The following is a 17,767-nucleotide window of genomic DNA, read 5'->3' on the forward strand; positions in this document are numbered from 1 at the left end:
TGATAGCAGCTGGCCCGCGCGCTCGGCTGACCTGGATCAGAGCCCGGTCAGCCACTCATGCGGGCAAGGAGGATCAGAGGTTTTCCAGTAGCCTGCGCGCGGCTTCCTGACCGCTGAGCCAGGCGCCTTCCACCCGACCGGAGAGGCACCAGTCGCCACAGGCGTATAGGCCCAGCCCGGCATCGGCCAGTGCGGCCCATTCGTGTGCCTGTGCCGGGCGGGCGTAGAGCCAGCGATGCGCCACGGTCAATTCCGGCGCCGGGACCACGCAGTCGATCAGCTCGGCGAAGGCGCCGTGCAGGCATTCGATGACCGCCTCCTTGGGCAGGTCCAGATGCTGGCGGCTCCAGTTGCTGGTGGCATGCAGCACCCAGGTATCGAGCGCGCCGTCCCGGCCTGGCTTGCTGCGGTTGCGTGCCACCCAATCCAGCGCATCGTCCTGGACGAAACAGCCTTCCAGCGCGGTATCCAGCGGATTGGCGAAACCCAGGGCCACCGCCCAGGTCGGCTCCATCGCTACACTCGCGGCCACGGCAGCCAGTTTTGGCGCACCGGACAGCAATGCGGCGGCCTGCGGAGCAGGGGCGGCGATGATCACATGACTGAACGGGCCATGGCTGGCGCCCGTAGCGTCGACCAGCGTCCAGAAGCGTTCGCCGCGGAATACTTCGGTGATGCGGCAGCTGAAGGTCACCGGCAGTTCACCCAGCAGGCCTCGGGTAATCGCGCTCATGGTCGGTGTGCCGACCCAGCGCAGCTGCTCGTCGGCCGAAGGCTTCAACTGGCCTTCGCGGGACTGGAACAGGGTAGGGGCCCATTGCTCTACCCAGCCGCTTTCCTGCCACTGGCGCACGATCTCGCTGAAGCGGCGATCACGCGCCGTGAAGTATTGCGCGCCGAGGTCTAGCGTGCCGGCATCGCTGCGTTTGCTCGCCATGCGGCCGCCGCTGCCGCGGCTCTTGTCGAACAGGTGTACGGCTTGCCCGGCTTCGTGAAGCGCGCGAGCGGCCGACAGTCCCGCTATTCCTGTTCCGATGATGGCGATTGGAGCCTTGCTCATGATTACCTCGTGTGCTGGTGCCATCGGCCACGCAGTGGAAGTGCTGCGTAGCATGTTTTCATGACAAGCGTTCGATACCGCTTGAGCCTCCCCATCCTCGGACAGAGATCGTCCTTTGGCTAGAGGGTTTCGACGCAATGCGGCAAACGAGCACGCGCTTTCGTGGCTTGCTGACCGGCGGTACCGGGCTGTCCCGGCCGTAGCAAAAGCGCTTGCCGCAGTCTTTGGTTGTAAGTTGCTGATAAGTGGGTACAATGGCGCCGCTCGCCGCCAGGCGGGTTTCGTTATGGTGGGCCCTGCCGGTCCCCTCGCAACGATCAGCCGTGAACCCGGTCAGGCCCGGAAGGGAGCAGCCGCAGCGGTGACATTGTGTGCCGGGGTGTGGCTGGTAGGGTTCACCTCCATAACGTTCTCTTTTCCCTCCAGATTTTCAGTTCCGAGCGCTCATGCGTCGGGGCTATTTCGCATGTCTACTCTACTTTCACTCGGCTGCCTCGTAGTCGGCGAGTCCGTTTGGCCGTGGCTGCGGCTCATGTATCCTGCGCGGCTATTTCAGTGGCACGAAAACGCCGTATCGGTTCGAGGAGCATGGGTTTGTCGGTCAAGGCGAGTTGGGACATCTTCTGTGCGGTCGTGGACAACTTCGGCGACATTGGCGTTACCTGGCGCCTGGCGCGACAGCTGGCGGCCGAGCATGGCCAGCGCGTCAGGCTGTGGGTCGACGATCTGGAAACCTTTGCGCGGCTCTGTCCGGCCGCCAGTGCCGATGCCGACCAGCAGCTCCATGAGGGCGTGGATGTCAGGCGCTGGTCCAGCCAGTGGCCGGGAGTCGAGCCGGCCGATGTGGTCATCGAGGCGTTCGCCTGCAACCTGCCGCAGCAATATATAAATGCCATGGCCGGCAGCGGGCGGCGGATTCTCTGGCTGAATCTGGAGTACCTGAGCGCCGAGGACTGGATCGTCGGCTGTCATGCGCTGCCGTCGCTGCAGCCCAACGGTGTGCAAAAGTACTTCTTCTTTCCAGGATTCGAGGCTGCCACTGGCGGCCTGATTCGCGAAGCCGATCTGATGCTGCGTCGGGCCAGCTTCCAGCGGGATCGGCAGCAGCAGGCCGGCTTTCTCGCCACGCTTGGCGTGGTGCGGCAAGCGGATGCGCGTTTGCTGTCGTTGTTCGCCTACGAAAACCCGGCAGTTGCGGGCTGGCTGGACGCGCTGGCGGCTGACGTGCGGACCAATCAGCTGCTGGTGCCGGAAGGGCGGGTGCTGGGTGATGTCGCGGCCTGGCTCGGCGTGTCCGGGCTGAAAGCGGGGGAGCGTCATCAGCGCGGCAGCCTGCAGATCTGCATCGTGCCGTTCATGACGCAGGACGAGTACGACCTGCTGTTGTGGAGCTGTGATTTCAATGCCGTGCGTGGCGAGGAGTCCTTCATTCGTGCGCAGTGGGCCGGGCGCCCGCTGGTGTGGCACATCTACCCGCAGGAAGACGACGCGCACTGGGACAAGCTCAACGCGTTTCTCGACCTCTATGCGAACGGCCTTGCGCCGGCGGCTGGCAAGGCGTTGCGCGCGTTCTGGCACGCCTGGAACGCCGGGGAGGGCGCCGCGCAAGCCTGGGCTGATCTGCTGCGGGAGTACCCGACGCTGCTCGAGCATGCCGAGGCCTGGACGCATGCACAGGTCGCCAACGGCGATCTGGCCGGCAAGCTGATGTTCTTCTTCACCGACTGGCTGGAGGCTGTTCACGGTTGACGCAGGGCCGCGCGCCGTCACGCGGCTTGCGACGATATGGGAACAGACCCTATGATACGCGGCCTGTTTTTTGTCTCTAATTCCTTCGGATATTTCTATGAAAACCGCACAAGAGTTCCGTGCCGGCCAGGTGGCCATCATCAACGGCGCACCCTGGGTCATCCAGAAAGCCGAGTTCAACAAGTCCGGTCGTAACAGTGCCGTGGTCAAGATGAAGCTGAAGAACCTGCTCAACGGTTCGGCTACCGAGACCGTGTACAAGGCTGACGACAAGCTGGAGCCGGTCATCCTCGAGCGCAAGGAAGTGACCTACTCCTACTTCGCCGACCCGCTGTACGTCTTCATGGACAACGAGTTCAACCAGTACGAAATCGAAAAAGACGACCTGGAAGGCGTGATGACCTTCATCGAAGACGGCATGACCGACGTCTGCGAAGCCGTTTTCTACAACGACAAGGTGATCTCCGTCGAACTGCCGACCACCATCGTTCGTGAAATCGCCTACACCGAGCCGTCCGTACGTGGCGACACCTCCGGCAAGGTCATGAAGACCGCCCGCCTGAAGAACGGTGCCGAGCTGCAGGTTTCCGCCTTCTGCGAAATCGGTGACTCGATCGAGATCGACACCCGCACCGGCGAGTACAAGTCGCGCGTCAAGGCCTGATCCTCGGCCTGCGGCGGACAGAAAAAAGCCCAGCTCGATGCTGGGCTTTTTCGTTTCTGTGCGTGTGTCAGCTTGCCCAGATCCAGCCGACCAGGCCGTAGCAGAGCAGGGTGACCAGCATCACGCCGAACAGGTTGATGGCAAAGCCGGCCTTGATCATCGACTGGATGTGCATCTGCCCCGTACCGAACACGATGGCATTGGGTGGCGTGGCTACCGGCATCATGAAGGCGCAACTGGCGGCGATCGCGGCCGGAATTGCCAGCATCTCTGGCGGCAGCCCCTGAGCCACCGCCAGGGCGCCCAGCAGCGGCAGGAAGGCAGCGGCCGTGGCGGTGTTGGAAGTGATCTCGGTCAGAAAGGTGATGACCAGCGCCACCAGGCCGATCATCAGAATCAGCGGCAGGGTGCCGAAGCCGCCGAGGCTCTGCGCAATCCATTGCGCCAGCCCGGACGCACCGATCACTCCGGCCAGCGACAGGCCGCCACCGAACAGCAGCAGCACGCCCCAGGGCGCCTTGTTGGCCTGCTCCCAGTCCATCAGGAATACGCGCTGGTGCAGATTCACAGGAATCAGGAACAGCGAAAGCGCGGCGGCCATGGCGATGCTGGTGTCGTTCACGCCATCGACGTACTCGGCCAGCAGCGGCTGGAAGATCCAGGCCAGTGCCGCCAGGGTGAACACCACGGCGACCAGCTTCTCGGCCCTGCTCATCGGTCCCAGTGCAGCCATCTCCTGTTCCAGCATGGCGCGGCTGTCGCCACCGGACAGCTTGAAGCCGCCGCGGGTCAGCCACCACCAGATGAACAGCAGCATGCCGAGGCTCACCGGCAGCCCCAGTAGCATCCACTGGCCGAAACCGATGTGCACGTCATAGTTCTCGCGCAGAAAGGCGGCGAGCAAGGCATTGGGCGGCGTGCCGATCAGCGTGGCGATGCCGCCGACACTGGCGGCATAGGCGATGCCGAGTAGCAAGGCCACGGCGAAGCGCTCGCCATCGCGCTTGTCGCTGCCGGCAACCAGCAAACCGATCACCGACAGGCCGATCGGCAGCATCATGATGCTGGTGGCCGTGTTGCTGACCCACATGCTGATGAACGCTGTGGCGATCATGAAGCCCGCGATCTGCCGACTCGGCGCGTTGCCGACCGCCAGCAGAGTGGCCAGCGCGATGCGCTTGTGCAGGTTCCAGCGCTGCATCGCCAGACCCAGCAGGAAGCCGCCCAGGAACAGGAAGATGGTGGGGTTGGCGTAAGGCGCAGTGGCCTTGGCCAGTGTGTCGATGTCCAGCACCGGAATCAGCAGGATCGGCAGCAGCGAGGTGGCGGGAATCGGGATGGCTTCAGTGGACCACCACACCGCCATCAGCGCCGCCATGCCGACGGTGAGCCAGGCGGTTTCCGAAAGGCCGGCCGGTGGCTCGGTGAGAATGCACAGCAGCAAGAGCAGAGGCCCGAGGAACAGGCCGATGGAGGCCGCGATAACGGCCCCCTTGTTCTGGGATGAATCGGTCATGCAGTTTTCCTTCAATCAGCTGACCCGGCTGCCAGGGCGCCGGCCTGGGTCAAAACGTCGCGGATTCTAGCAGCCAATAGTTAGCTGCCGAATAAACGGTGTTGCTAATTATTAGTGTGCTATTAACTGCATGAGGCATACGTATCCGGATGCCGAGCCAGTCTGGGCCGTTCGAGACCAACGGCCACCCTGCGACGGTCGATAGCTCGTCATGTTTTGCCAACCTGTTCGACTACGGCGACGGCGGGCCGCCGTATCGCAGCTAGATTGGACCTCAGCTTGGGCGCAGTTGCTTCAGCGTCTCGGCGATCATGAAAGCCATTTCCAATGACTGGTCGGCGTTCAGGCGCGGGTCGCAATGGGTGTGGTAGCGATCGCAGAGGCCGGCCTCGGTGATCGGGCGCGAGCCGCCGATGCATTCGGTGACGTTCTGCCCGGTCATCTCGATATGGATGCCGCCCGGGTAGCTGCCTTCGGCGCGGTGCACGTCGAAGAACTGGCGGACCTCCGCGAGTACGCGCTCGAAGTCGCGCGTCTTGTAGCCGCTGGATGCTTTCATGGTATTGCCGTGCATCGGGTCGGAGCTCCACAGCACCTGGCGACCCTCGTTTTGCACCGCGCGAACCAGACGTGGCAGGCCGGCTTCGACCTTGTCGGCGCCCATGCGCACGATCAGGTTCAGGCGGCCGGGGTCGTTCTGCGGATTGAGGATGTCGATCAGCCGGATCAGCTCATCCGTGTCCATGCTGGGGCCGACCTTCACCCCGATGGGGTTGCCGACGCCGCGCAGAAACTCCACGTGCGCGCCGTCCAGCTGACGGGTACGGTCGCCGATCCACAGCATATGTGCGGAACAGTCGTACCAGCCGCCGCTGAGGCTGTCCTGGCGCACGAAGGCCTGCTCGTAGTTGAGCAACAGCGCCTCATGGGCGGTGAAGAAGCTGGTCTCGCGCAACTGCGGCGCGCCGTCCAGGCCGCAGGCCCGCATGAATTTCAGTGTTTCATCGATGCGCGCGCCGAGCTGGTGGTATTTCTCGGCCAGCAGCGAGTTGGCGATGAAATCCAGGTTCCACTGATGCACCTGATGCAGGTCGGCGAAACCGCCCTGGGCGAAGGCGCGTAGCAGGTTCAGGCTGGCGGTGGACTGATGGTAGGCCTGCAGCAGGCGCTCCGGATCAGGGACGCGGCTCTTGGCGTTGAAGTCGATGCCATTGACGATGTCGCCGCGGTAGGCCGGCAGCGTCACGCCGTCGATGGTTTCGTCGCCTGCCGAGCGCGGCTTGGCGAACTGACCGGCCATGCGTCCGACCTTCACCACCGGGCAACCGGCGGCAAAGGTCATGACGATGGCCATCTGCAGCAGCACCTTGAATGTGTCGCGAATCTTGGTCGCCGAGAATTCGGCGAAGCTTTCGGCACAATCGCCACCCTGCAGCAGGAACGCCCGGCCCTGGGTCACCTCCGCGAACTGTCGACGCAACTCGCGTGCTTCGCCGGCGAAGACCAGCGGCGGCAACCCGGCGAGCGTCGTTTCCACCTGCTTGAGGTGCTCGGCGTCCGGATACACCGGCTGTTGCTGTATCGGCTTGTCTCTCCAGCTCGAAGGGCTCCAGGCTTGGCTCATGATCGTTCCAGTTATCGCAGAAAGTCCGCCGATGTTACCCGAAGCGCTTCGCCGCTGGAGATAGCGATGGCCTATCGGGCTGCGTAATATGCGCCGATTGCCAGCCGGCGGGCCGGACCTTGCGGAGTGCAGCGATGGAAAAAGAGGAGCGTTTGCTCGCAGAGGTGCGTGACGCGTTCGGCCTCATTCGGGTGCTCGAGGTGGGCGATTACCGCTTTCTTGAATTCGGCGCCGCAGTCGAGCAGAGCTGCGTGTTCACTGCCGATCCGGCCTGGCTGGAGTACGACTACACCCGCGCCATGCTGCTCGGGGCGCTCTGTCATCCGCAGCCGGAGACCGCGCTGTTTCTTGGGCTGGGTGCAGGCAATCTCACCCAGGCGTGCCTCAAGTTCCTGCCGCTGGAGGATGTCGAAGTCATCGAGCTGCGCCCGGCGGTGCCCGAACTGGCCATGCGTTACCTCGGACTGCAGGACGACCCGCGCTTGTATATCCGCATCGGGGATGCAACCGAGCTGCTGGAAACCGCCGAAACGGCCGATCTGATCTTTGTCGACCTCTACAACGATGCCGGCCCGGATGCCGCGCACCTGGCCTGGACGTTCCTCAAGCGCTGTCAGGAAAAGCTCAATCCGGGAGGCTGGCTAGTGATCAACCAGTGGGGCACCGATGATGATCGTCCGCTCGGTGCGGCGCTGTTTCGCGGGCTGTACCACCGGCATTACTGGGAGTGTCCGGTGAAGGAGGGCAATGTGGTCGTGCTGGTGCCGGCCGACCTCGAGCAAATGCTGGACGTTGCCGATCTGCGCCAGCGCGCCGAGGCACTCGCACCGCGTCTAGGCTATTCGTTGGATTCGCTGATCGAGGCACTGCGCCCAGCCAGCTGAGCAGTGCGACAAAGCGGTGCGCGGCGGTGCACCGTGATGGTTTGCGGGACCCGAATTGGTGCGCTTGCAGCGCACTCGCCCCGGTATATCAGCCCGCGGCGTTTCGCCACACCCCCTGCGCAGAGCGCTGCGCTGTCCCAAGCGTTACTTGCATTGGCTTCCGAGGCGAGCATGAGCGTTCCTGGTGCGTAAGCAGCCCGCAGGGGTGGGCTTCAGACCACTGGTAGCCGAGCATCAGTGGTGGCCTAAAGCCCAAGTCTGCGCGACGGTACCGTCGTGCAGCTGCATGCTGGTCTGCTAATTGCAGTTTGCCAGTATGTCTTCTCGGCAATAAGGAACACCCGGTGCCCCAGCTTCAAAGCCTGCAGATGCAACTTTCCCCTAGCGAACGTCACTGGCTGCCCTGGTTGGGGCGCACTGGCAAGCTGTCGATGCGCTGGTCCTGCTGGTTGAACCGCGGCGTCTACGCGGCCATAGAGCAGGTGTTCGAGGGTGTAGCGCAATCGAGGGTGCGCATTCTGCAGAATTGGGTGAACACCCACTGGGAGCATCTGGCTGACCTGGCCGCGAGCCTGGGCGAGGATCTGGCGCATGTCGATGTCCAGACTCTGGAGAAGAAGCGCGCTCAGTTGCCGGATCTGTCCGAGCTGTTCGTCATCGGCCCGCAGGGGCGGGTGCTGACCTCGACCTGTGCCGCGCATGTCGGTCAGCAGGATCTCGATGCCCGTGCCGTGGCGCAGGGGCTGAGCGAGCCGTTCCTGCATGGGCCTTACCGTGATCCGCTGACCGAGCGCCTGGGGGCGACCACCTCGCGTTTTCATGATGCGGTGACGCTGATGTTCTACCAACCAGTGCAGGTGGGAGGTAAACGCCTCGGCTGCCTCTGTGCGCGTGTGCCGAACGATGTGCTGGGGGATCTGATCCAACGCGAAGCCGGGCACGTCTATCCGGAATCCGGCGACAACTACCTGTTCATGGTCGACTCGCGCTTCGACAGTCGCATTCAGCCCGGCACGGCCTTGTCGCGCTCACGCTTCGAGGACGGCACCTTCAGCCACGGCGAAAACCTCAAGAGCGGGGTGCACACCCGCTGGGGTACGGTACGTGTGCAGCGGCATACCGAGTTGGAGCTGCGCTTTACCGATCCGGCCACCGGCCAGCTTCACCCCGGCGTGCGGGAAACCATCGCCAGGGGCTCCAACCTGTTCGTCACCTATCCCGGCTATTCCGATTACCGCCACATTCCGGTGATCGGCAAAGGCGTGACCTTCCAGTTGCGCGGTTCGCCGGATCGCTGGGGCATGATGTGCGAGGCTGACCTGGAGGAGGTCTATCGCCGGCGCTCGCTGAGCGTCGGGCTGATGAAGACCTATCTGCTCACCGTGACCACCTTGTTCGCTACCGGCAGCCTGTTGCAGGCGTTCAGTGGGCTGTCCGAGGCGGCGCTCTACCTGCTGAACGGCGTGTTGCTCGTGCTCGGTGCCTGGGCATTCGCCACCTTCGGCCCGCGTCGGCTGGCAGCGCGCATGCAGGAGATGACCGAAGTGATACGCACCCTCGCCGAGGGTGAGGGAAACCTTCGTCAGCGGCTCGACAGCAGCACCATGCAGCGCGACGAGAGCGGCGACATGGCGCGCTGGATCAACAGCTTCATCGACAGCCTGGATGGCGTGGTCGGCCAGGTGATCCAGGTATCCAAGCATGTGCGCCAGGACAATGAGCTGATGCTTGCTCGCAGCAGCGAAGCCGGGCAGACCACCAGCGGCGTCGCCGAATCCATACATCAGCTGCTGTTGCTGGTGGAAGAGCAGCTGGGCGAGATCCAGCAGGCCTCGATGACCGCCGAGGAGATGAAGGCGGCGATGGACGAGGTGATGAGTCGTGCCCGCGCGCGCTTCGCGACCGTACGTGAGGGTACCGAGTCCATCCGCGACGTGGTGCAGCGCTCGGCGCAGAGCGTGCAGCTACTCGACAGTCGCATGGGCGAGATCGACGAGATCGTCCGCCTGATCAGCGATATCACCAACCAGACCAACCTGCTCGCGCTCAATGCCGCGATCGAAGCCGCTCGCGCCGGTGATCACGGACGCGGTTTTGCGGTGGTGGCAGGGGAGGTACGTTCGCTCGCGCTGCGCACGGCCAAGGCGGCGGAGGATATTCGCGGCAAGGTGGAAAGCCTGCAGTCCGAGACGCGCCAGGCGGTGTCGTTCATGCAGGGCGGCGTGCAGGATGTCGACAGCAGCCTGCGACTGACCGAGGAGGCGACATCGGAAAACGTCCATCTGCACGAAACCGTGGAGCGCATGTTCGAGATCATCAAGGGGCTGAACGAGCGCAGTCTGCATTACGGTCAGACCATTCGTGGCGTCGACCAGGCCTCCAGTGAAATGGGGCAGACGTTGGGCGTGCTGCAGGACAGCGCCGAGCGCGTGCGCCACACCGCCGGCAAACTGCATCAGCTGGTCGGTCGTTTCCGTGTCAGCGCCGCCAACAGCGAAGCGGCCTGACTCCAAGCAGTGCCTCCCACCAGCTCCGGTGGGAGGCGCAGGCGCGGGTAGTCCCGAGGCATCGCGCTATCCGCTGCGCCGTAAAATATCCGCACAGCTTCACGTTAATCCGGTATAGTACGCGCCGGCTGAAACCCAGCCTGCGTTCAGGTACTGCAACACACGAAGCGCCGCTTCGGCTGCTGTCCGCTTCGAGCGGACTATCTTGACGATTCATCATCCATACGTTTTCGCAACCCCGCCGACCAGGCTGCCAGGGTGACCTTCGGGTTTTGCACGGCATGCGCAGCTTCGGAACAATGGGTCTTGCGGAGCATCAGAGACAAGACCCATGACCCAGGAAATCGGCGGCTTTGCCGCACTCGGTATTCACTCCGCTGTTCTGGCTGCCATCAGCGCAGTCGGCTACGAAGAACCATCCCCCATCCAGGCCCAGGCGATCCCGGTGATCCTCGGTGGTCACGACATGATCGGCCAGGCCCAGACCGGTACCGGCAAGACCGCCGCCTTCGCGCTGCCGATCCTGTCCAAGATCGATCCGGCCAAGCGTGAGCCGCAGGCGCTGATCCTCGCGCCGACCCGCGAACTGGCGCTGCAGGTCGCCACCGCGTTCGAGACCTATTCCAAGCAGATGCCGGGTGTCAGCGTCGTCGCCATCTATGGTGGTGCCCCGATGGGCCCGCAGCTCAAGGCCATCCGTCAGGGCGCGCAGGTTATCGTCGCCACTCCGGGCCGCCTGGTTGACCACCTGAGCCGTAACGGCGAGCTGCTGTCGACCATCCGCTTCCTGGTCCTCGACGAAGCCGACGAGATGCTCAAGCTCGGCTTCATGGACGACTTGGAAGTGATCTTCGAAGCCATGCCGGAAAGCCGCCAGAGCGTGCTGTTCTCCGCCACGCTGCCGCACTCCATCCGTGCTATCGCCGAGAAGCACCTGCGCGAGCCGCAGCACATCAAGATCGCTGCCAAGACCCAGACCGTCGCGCGGATCGAGCAGGCGCACCTCATGGTCCATGCCGATCAGAAGATCCAAGCCGTGCTGCGCTTGCTCGAAGTCGAGGATTTCGACGCACTGATCGCCTTCGTGCGCACCAAACAGGCCACCCTCGACCTGGCCGCCGCGCTGGAAGCCAAGGGCTACAAGGCCGCTGCGCTGAACGGCGACATCGCCCAGAACCAGCGTGAGCGCGTCATCGAATCGCTCAAGGATGGCCGTCTGGACATTGTCGTCGCCACCGACGTCGCCGCCCGTGGTATCGACGTACCGCGCATCACCCACGTGTTCAACGTGGACATGCCGTACGATCCAGAGTCCTACGTGCACCGCATCGGCCGTACCGGCCGCGCCGGTCGCGAAGGCCGCGCGCTGCTGCTGGTCACTCCGCGTGAGCGTCGCATGCTGCAGGTCATCGAGCGCGTGACCAACCAGAAGGTCGCCGAAGCCCGTCTGCCCAATGCCCAGCAAGTGCTGGATGCCCGTATCAAGAAGCTGACCAGCAGCCTCGCGCCGCTGGTCGCCGATGCCGAAGCCACTCATGGCGAGTTGCTCGACAAGCTGGTTGCCGACATCGGCTGCAGCCCGCGTGCCCTGGCCGCTGCGTTGCTGCGCAAGGCCACCAATGGTCAGGCGCTGACCCTGGCCGAAGTAGAGAAAGAGCAGCCGCTGGTCCCCACCAGTGGTCCGCGCGAGCGTTCCGATCGTCCGGAGCGCAGTGGCGATCGTGAGCGTCGCGCACCCGTGCCCCTGGCCGAAGGCCGCGCCCGCTGCCGCACGCCGCTGGGCGCACGCGACGGTATCGCTGCCCGCAACCTGCTCGGTGCCATCCTCAACGAGGGCGGCCTTGCGCGCGAAGCCATCGGTCGCATCCAGGTGCGTGACAGCTTCAGCCTGGTCGAACTGCCGGAAGATGGCCTCGACCGCCTGCTCGGCAAGCTCAAGGACACCCGCGTCGGCGGCAAGCAGCTCAAGCTGCGCCGTTATCGCGAAGACTGATTTGCAGTAGGCAGAACGAAAGGCGGGCTCTAGAGCCCGCCTTTTTTATTCCCTTAAAAAAGGTCTGGCAACAATCCTGCCTTCGACCGGCGCCGCCCATGAGCGGGCGGGCGAGCCAAATTTCCGATCTGTGTCACGGTTTCCTAAACCAAGCACTCATTCGTCGTCAATCCCGTTCGGGCTGTTCAAACTCTGAACAACATGCTACAAACGAACGCAACCCGAATGATCTAGCCGCTTGAAAACGAAGGGAAAACCATGACCAAGTCGGAGTTGATCGAGCGAATCGTCACCCAGCAGGGGCTGCTTTCATCCAAGGATGTCGAGCTGGCCATCAAGACCATGCTCGAGCAAATGGCTCAGGCCCTGGCCACCGGCGAGAGGATCGAGATCCGCGGCTTCGGCAGTTTCTCCCTGCACTACCGCGCCCCGCGCATCGGCCGTAATCCCAAAACCGGCCAGTCCGTCAGCCTCGACGGCAAATTCGTTCCGCACTTCAAGCCTGGAAAGGAACTGCGGGATCGGGTGAACGAGGAAGAATGATGCGCTCCCAGCAATGCCAGTGAACCTTTGAGCAAAGCTCCTGTCGGACCTCCGATGCCTGTTTTCAGGATGTTCAATCGGAGAGGGACCCCACCGTGGGCATTGCTATGCAGCCGACAAGCGTATCGAACGATGAAATCGATTTAGTAGAGCTTTTCCAAGCGCTTTGGCGTCAAAAGCTGCTTATCGTGGGCGTCATGGCGGTTTGCACGATCATCGCGGCAGGCTATGCACTACTTGCTACGCCTTATTACAAGACGGTCAGCTTCCTGCGGCCTATCGATCATAGCAGTCTGGATCAGCTCAACGAGACAGGCATCTACAAGCTGAGCCCTGAAGAGGCGCTTGGGCGGGTCGCCGCCGGGTTATCCTCGTACGGGCTGCGCCGCGATTTTTTTGAGCAGAACCCAGAGTATCTTGAGCCAATCAAGCGTGAGGGCGGGTCTGTTACGGCGGCATTCAATCGGTTGAACGAAAAAGCGTTTGAAGTACTACGGCCCGATCCGAAGCGTGCGGAAGATCGCAACGCTTATGTCGGGCTTGCCCTGACCTATCCGCAGCAGCTGAAAGGTGTGGATATAGTTAATGGCTTCGTCGCGTTTGTGCTGGAGCACGAGCGAGAAGCCATCAATCAAGAGGTCGCCCATCTTGCCGCCAATAGGCTCGATGGACTGGAAGCCAAAATTCAGGCCGGCCGGGCGGCCTACGAGTCCACAAAAGCCTCCGAAATTGCAGAGCTTCTAGAAGCTGATGCGATTGAGAAGGCTAGATTGAAAGCTGAGCGCGATGCACTGCGCGCGCAGCTCAAAACCATGCGGGAGAATCGTATCAAGCAGCTGGAGGAGGCGATCGGTATTGCTGAGTCGTTAGGCATACGTAAGCCAACTCCATTATTGGGCATAGCCACGGCGTCTCTGGATCGTGGTGCGGTAGTTGCCAACAGTTCCGGCAACGTGGAGGCGCCGCTGTATTTTCTCGGCACCGAGGCGCTTGAAGCCGAGCGAGAGGCTTTGCTTGAAAGAGCGAGCGACGATTTTGCCGAACCTCGTATTGCAGAAATCGAAAAAGAACTTCTGATCCTCGAGCGCAACCCTCGAGTTGATCTGATGCGACAGCGCGATTCCGACGACCTTTTCTTGGCCGATATGGCGAAGTGGCGAGAAGAGGCAGCGCGTCTGCGGGGGATCGATCTAAATATGAGCACGCTGCGCTTGGTGCGACTCGATCAGCCGGCAATGGAACCGTTGAGACCGGTCAAGCCAAAGCGATTGTTGATCGTCATGCTAGGGTTGGTACTTGGCGGCATGCTTGGGGTTTTCGCCGCACTGGTTCGGACCCTTTTGGGTAACCACAGACCAAAGCCGCCAATTGCTGCGTCGACTAATTAGTCAGCTAATGGTCTAGTTCGTCTTCTTGCTTCCTGAGCGATATGGCAAAATGCCCGCCGCTTTTATGTGGGCAAGGAGCTGTGATGCAACAGGGGTACGCTGTACGGGGCGATGAAGAGATTGATTTGATCGAGCTTTTTCGCCAGTTGTGGAAAGGGCGGCTCGTAATCATGCTGGTCACAGCATGCTTTGCCGCTGTTGCGACGACTTACGCTTTGCTGGCTACACCGTCTTACACTGCGCGAGCATCTATCTCGCCTGGGAGTCTGGCAAACTTCGGGGTGCTAGCCCAAGGACTGCAAGCCCGATCGAAAGAGCCCGTCGCTGCGGCAATCGAAGAGGGAATGCGGCTGGCGAGTGATTCGTTCAATGTGCTTTTGCTTACGTTGGAGTCGCGCTCGCTACGCAACGAGTTCAACGCTTCGGATTCCGCTTTTGGTGCTATTGCGTTCGCGGTCAAGCGCAGCCGGGGCGGGACTGATCCGGTCACGCTAATGGCTACAGCCGCTAGCCCTGAGCAGGCCAGAGAATTTCTCGAGGCATATCTTCCCTTCGCTGCCCAACAGGCCTCAGCTGAGCTCAATAATTACCTTGCTGGGCTTGGACTTGCGCAAAGGCTTGAACCCGGTGCCCTGTATCGGTTGGATGAGCCGGTCCAGGCAAACCCGAAGCCCGCACGTCCAAAACGGATGTTGCTGATTGTCCTGGGAATTGTTCTTGGACTAATGACGGGCATGCTTGCCGTTATTTTCAAGGGTATGGCCCAACGCCTGCATGGCGCAAATATAACGTCGAACCGGTGAACTGTTTCTTGTGGATGGATTGCTGTGGACCAATGAACTTGGCTTCCACAGTGGTAGCCTGCCATGTTTTTTATACCAGCTCCTCGACACACTAAGGGGCGGGCAACTGCGTCGACGCTGTCAGCATACGATTTCGGGTTACTGGCGTTCCCGATTCGTTGGAGCGCTATGCTGCGTTCGCGTTAAAGGATCTAACCAATGCGGTCTCCAACTATCGAACACCACGGCGCCCACGACGGTGTTACCGGTTCCTGCCATCAGCTGCATATGGATGCCGAGAGCAGCCTGCTGATCGATTGCGGCCTGTTTCAAGGCAACGAAGCCTCTGCGAGCGGGCGCGCCGGGGCAGGGCAACCGGCTATCGAGTTCTCCCTCGCCACCATCCAGGCGCTCGTCATCACGCATGTGCATATCGACCATGTGGGGCGGATTCCCTACCTCCTCGCTGCCGGCTTCAAGGGCCCGATTTACTGCAGCGAGCCTTCGGCCAAATTGCTGCCTATCGTCCTTGAAGATGCTTTCAAGCTGGGCTTCAGCCGTGACCAGAACGATATTGAGCGTTACCTCAAGCTGGTCGGACAGCGTTTGCGTCCTTTGCCTTACCAGCAATGGCTCACATTGCAAGAGACCAGCCAGCTCGTGGCGCGTATACGGTTACAGCGCGCAGGCCATGTGCTCGGCTCCGCCTATGTCGAAATAGACCTTACCTATCCCGCCACCGGTGAGAACATACGCGTCGTTTTCTCCGGTGACCTCGGCGCGCCACATGCGCCACTGCTCATGCCTCCCAAGTCGCCCGAACGGGCAGACATCCTGGTGCTGGAAAGCACCTACGGCGACCGCCTGCATGAAGACCGCGCCAGCCGCCGGCAACGCCTGGAAGCCGTTATCGAACACGCTCTCAAGGATCAGGGCACCGTTTTGATCCCAGCGTTCAGCATCGGCCGCACTCAGGAGCTGCTTTACGAACTGGAAGAAATCATTCATCACCATGGGGAGATTTCTGACGTAAAGGCCTCGGCAGCTAACGGAGACCGCGCTGGCGGCACGCTAGTACCTACCGACTGGCCCAAGCTTCCGATCATCCTGGATTCGCCCCTGGCTACCCGCTTTACTGAGGCTTACCGCAGCCTGAAGCCCTTCTGGAATCACGAGGCACGCGAACGCGTCGAGGCCGGTCGCAATCCGTTGGCATTCGATAACCTGATCAAGATCGACAGCCACACCGACCACATAGCCGTGCTCAACCACCTGACCCAAACTGCACGCCCGGTAATCGTCATTGCGGGCAACGGCATGTGCTCCGGCGGGCGCATCGTCAATTACCTCAAGGCCATGCTGCACGATCCCAGGCACGACGTGCTGTTCGTCGGCTACCAGGCGCAGGGAACTCCCGGGTACGCCATTCAGCAGCACGGCCCCAAAGGAGGCTATGTCTATTTGGACGGCGAGCGTTTCGAAATCCGGGCGAAAGTGACCAGCATTGGGGGGTACTCGGCGCATGCTGATCAGAAGGGATTGGTGGAGTTCGTGACGGGGATGCGGGAGTGGCCGGAGGAGGTACGGGTGGTGCATGGGGAGGACAGGGCTAGGCAGGCGCTGATGGAGGCTCTACAGCGGCACTATGACACTGCTAGTAACGCGCTCGTGGTGAAGCCATGACAATGATGTGCCCGCAGGCAATACAGAACGCGCAACAGTGTCTGTGCATCGCTTCAGAGTTTTTCGTATGCAAGAGTATGACGCCGGGATTTAAATGCTGATGCCTACGCACAATCTTCAGCGTTTGTTGAATATAGCGCTGCGTGGCATCACTCTGGCCAGCAAGTTTCTGCTGATTTTCTTCCTGGCGCGTTTTCTCGAGCCGGCGGAGCTGGGGCTTTATGGGCTAATCGCTGCGACCGTCGGCTATGCGCTCTACCTGCTGGGGTTCGATTTTTACGCTTTCACAACCCGCGAGCTGATCAAGCGCGAGCGCAGCCAATGGGGGGGGCTGTTGAAGGGGCAGGGTGCGCTTACGGCAGTGCTTTATTGTGTCTTTCTACCGTTGTTTTGCCTGATCTTTGTTCGGCAGCTACTGCCTTGGAGCCTGGCTGGCTGGTTCTTCGCCCTGTTGATGCTCGAGCACCTAACCCAAGAATTGAGCCGCCTACTTATCGCCATTTCCGAGCAACTAATGGCGAGCTTGGTGCTATTTCTGCGTTCAGGCGTCTGGGCGGTTGCCGTGGCAGGTCTGATGTTCATCGAGCCGGAGTCACGGACACTTGATTTCGTTCTAGGAGCTTGGACGCTTGGGGGGTTGTCGGCACTGCTACTTGGTATCTACAAGGTTACCCAGTTGAAAATGGGGGGGTGGCACACAAGCGTGGACTGGCGATGGATTCGCAAAGGACTGAAGATTGCGATTCCTCTGCTCATCGCTACCTTGGCGATACGTGGGGTTTTCACGCTTGATCGTTACTGGTTCGAAGCGCTGGCTGGGTTGGAAATATTGGGCGCTTATGTTTTGTTCATGGGGGTTAGTAACGCACTGATGTCTTTTCTGGATGCCGGAGTATTTGCCTTCAGTTACCCGGGGCTCATCGCCGCGCACAGCAAGCAGGATGCTTCTGCCTTCCGCCAAGGCTTGCGGAGGCTGCTAGGGCAAACCTTGCTGCTCACTGCTGCTTTTGCCGTGATCGCACTCCTGCTGATCGGGCCCTTGCTGCAATGGCTAGACAGGCCGCTTTATATGGCCCAAAAAAATCTGTTCCCATGGATACTTCTAACTACTGTTCTTTATGCCATTAGCATGGTTCCGCATTATGCGTTGTACGCTCAGGGTCATGACCGCCCGATCATACAAAGTCACGTTGCAAGCTTTTTGGCCTTCATTCCGGCGACCTGGCTGTTTTCATTCTATTCATCGCTGCTAGCCGTACCGCTCGGCCTGTCTGCAGCGTTTACTCTGGTGCTGCTCTGGAAGTCCTGGTTCTTTTTCCAGCTGACGCCGGCGCACTATCGTTCCACTCGCGTCAATCAGGCCACGGTCTGAAG

13 protein-coding genes and 1 other RNA gene are annotated in these 17,767 nt (G+C 61.5%); 11 read left to right on the plus strand and 3 right to left on the minus strand.

Annotated elements, in window-relative coordinates; all coding sequences use genetic code 11:
- Positions 1 to 73 precede the first annotated feature (73 nt).
- The gene (locus ACX1DW_RS03655; protein ID WP_063539794.1) at positions 74 to 1,060 is read right to left on the minus strand and encodes an NAD(P)/FAD-dependent oxidoreductase; all 987 of its coding nucleotides are present in this window, start codon (positions 1,058 to 1,060) and stop codon (positions 74 to 76) included.
- A gap of 297 nt (positions 1,061 to 1,357) precedes the next feature.
- Here ACX1DW_RS03655 and ffs point away from each other — a divergent pair.
- From ffs to efp, 3 genes are all read left to right on the plus strand, one after another.
- Positions 1,358 to 1,454: signal recognition particle sRNA small type (ffs, locus tag ACX1DW_RS03660), an RNA gene on the plus strand.
- A 200-nt stretch (positions 1,455 to 1,654) separates the two neighbouring features.
- Positions 1,655 to 2,809 (plus strand): elongation factor P maturation arginine rhamnosyltransferase EarP, encoded by a 1,155-nt coding sequence (gene earP / locus ACX1DW_RS03665; protein WP_458992796.1) that lies wholly within the window; start codon positions 1,655 to 1,657, stop codon positions 2,807 to 2,809.
- A gap of 97 nt (positions 2,810 to 2,906) precedes the next feature.
- On the plus strand, positions 2,907 to 3,473 hold the full coding sequence (gene efp / locus ACX1DW_RS03670; RefSeq protein ID WP_011913626.1) for an elongation factor P: 567 nt from the start codon (positions 2,907 to 2,909) through the stop codon (positions 3,471 to 3,473).
- 67 nt (positions 3,474 to 3,540) lie between these two features.
- Here efp and ACX1DW_RS03675 read toward each other — a convergent pair whose 3' ends face one another.
- Both ACX1DW_RS03675 and ACX1DW_RS03680 read right to left on the minus strand, forming a co-directional pair.
- Positions 3,541 to 4,989, minus strand: a complete 1,449-nt coding sequence (locus tag ACX1DW_RS03675; RefSeq protein WP_156243838.1) for an SLC13 family permease — start codon at positions 4,987 to 4,989, stop codon at positions 3,541 to 3,543.
- Between the two features lie 274 nt (positions 4,990 to 5,263).
- Positions 5,264 to 6,613: a class II 3-deoxy-7-phosphoheptulonate synthase gene (locus ACX1DW_RS03680; protein WP_152481427.1), complete on the minus strand. Its 1,350-nt coding sequence runs from the start codon at positions 6,611 to 6,613 to the stop codon at positions 5,264 to 5,266.
- A 134-nt stretch (positions 6,614 to 6,747) separates the two neighbouring features.
- Here ACX1DW_RS03680 and ACX1DW_RS03685 point away from each other — a divergent pair, with 134 nt between their 5' ends.
- The 8 genes from ACX1DW_RS03685 (at position 6,748) to ACX1DW_RS03720 (ending at position 17,765) form a co-directional block, all read left to right on the plus strand.
- Positions 6,748 to 7,497 carry a spermidine synthase gene (locus tag ACX1DW_RS03685; RefSeq protein ID WP_125867883.1) on the plus strand — a complete coding sequence of 250 codons (750 nt, stop codon included), beginning with the start codon at positions 6,748 to 6,750 and terminating at the stop codon, positions 7,495 to 7,497.
- Between the two features lie 344 nt (positions 7,498 to 7,841).
- Positions 7,842 to 10,004 (plus strand): methyl-accepting chemotaxis protein, encoded by a 2,163-nt coding sequence (locus ACX1DW_RS03690; protein WP_458992797.1) that lies wholly within the window; start codon positions 7,842 to 7,844, stop codon positions 10,002 to 10,004.
- Between the two features lie 331 nt (positions 10,005 to 10,335).
- Positions 10,336 to 11,997 (plus strand): DEAD/DEAH box helicase, encoded by a 1,662-nt coding sequence (locus ACX1DW_RS03695; protein WP_200595370.1) that lies wholly within the window; start codon positions 10,336 to 10,338, stop codon positions 11,995 to 11,997.
- 258 nt (positions 11,998 to 12,255) lie between these two features.
- A complete protein-coding gene (gene ihfB, locus ACX1DW_RS03700; protein ID WP_192476310.1) occupies positions 12,256 to 12,540 on the plus strand; it encodes an integration host factor subunit beta in 285 nt (94 codons plus the stop codon).
- Between the two features lie 95 nt (positions 12,541 to 12,635).
- Entirely contained in the window at positions 12,636 to 13,928 is a 1,293-nt protein-coding gene (locus tag ACX1DW_RS03705; RefSeq protein WP_458992798.1) for a Wzz/FepE/Etk N-terminal domain-containing protein, read from the plus strand.
- 83 nt (positions 13,929 to 14,011) lie between these two features.
- Entirely contained in the window at positions 14,012 to 14,731 is a 720-nt protein-coding gene (locus ACX1DW_RS03710) for a Wzz/FepE/Etk N-terminal domain-containing protein (RefSeq protein WP_458992799.1), read from the plus strand.
- Positions 14,732 to 14,929: 198 nt separating this feature from the next.
- A complete protein-coding gene (locus ACX1DW_RS03715; RefSeq protein ID WP_458992800.1) occupies positions 14,930 to 16,393 on the plus strand; it encodes an MBL fold metallo-hydrolase in 1,464 nt (487 codons plus the stop codon).
- A gap of 94 nt (positions 16,394 to 16,487) precedes the next feature.
- Complete coding sequence (locus tag ACX1DW_RS03720) at positions 16,488 to 17,765, plus strand: lipopolysaccharide biosynthesis protein (protein ID WP_458992801.1); 1,278 nt, start codon at positions 16,488 to 16,490, stop codon at positions 17,763 to 17,765.
- Positions 17,766 to 17,767: the final 2 nt, after the last annotated feature.

Source organism: Stutzerimonas sp. KH-1, from assembly GCF_054483855.1.

What these genes read in the sequence shown, in the direction of transcription:
- ACX1DW_RS03655 (WP_063539794.1), bottom strand. Translation starts at nt 1,060, where the DNA reads ATGAGCAAGGCTCCAATCGCCATCATCGGAACAGGAATAGCGGGACTG.
- efp (WP_011913626.1), top strand. Translation starts at nt 2,907, where the DNA reads ATGAAAACCGCACAAGAGTTCCGTGCCGGCCAGGTGGCCATCATCAAC.
- ACX1DW_RS03675 (WP_156243838.1), bottom strand. Translation starts at nt 4,989, where the DNA reads ATGACCGATTCATCCCAGAACAAGGGGGCCGTTATCGCGGCCTCCATC.
- ACX1DW_RS03680 (WP_152481427.1), bottom strand. Translation starts at nt 6,613, where the DNA reads ATGAGCCAAGCCTGGAGCCCTTCGAGCTGGAGAGACAAGCCGATACAG.
- ACX1DW_RS03685 (WP_125867883.1), top strand. Translation starts at nt 6,748, where the DNA reads ATGGAAAAAGAGGAGCGTTTGCTCGCAGAGGTGCGTGACGCGTTCGGC.
- ACX1DW_RS03695 (WP_200595370.1), top strand. Translation starts at nt 10,336, where the DNA reads ATGACCCAGGAAATCGGCGGCTTTGCCGCACTCGGTATTCACTCCGCT.
- ihfB (WP_192476310.1), top strand. Translation starts at nt 12,256, where the DNA reads ATGACCAAGTCGGAGTTGATCGAGCGAATCGTCACCCAGCAGGGGCTG.
- ACX1DW_RS03710 (WP_458992799.1), top strand. Translation starts at nt 14,012, where the DNA reads ATGCAACAGGGGTACGCTGTACGGGGCGATGAAGAGATTGATTTGATC.
- ACX1DW_RS03715 (WP_458992800.1), top strand. Translation starts at nt 14,930, where the DNA reads ATGCGGTCTCCAACTATCGAACACCACGGCGCCCACGACGGTGTTACC.
- ACX1DW_RS03720 (WP_458992801.1), top strand. Translation starts at nt 16,488, where the DNA reads ATGCTGATGCCTACGCACAATCTTCAGCGTTTGTTGAATATAGCGCTG.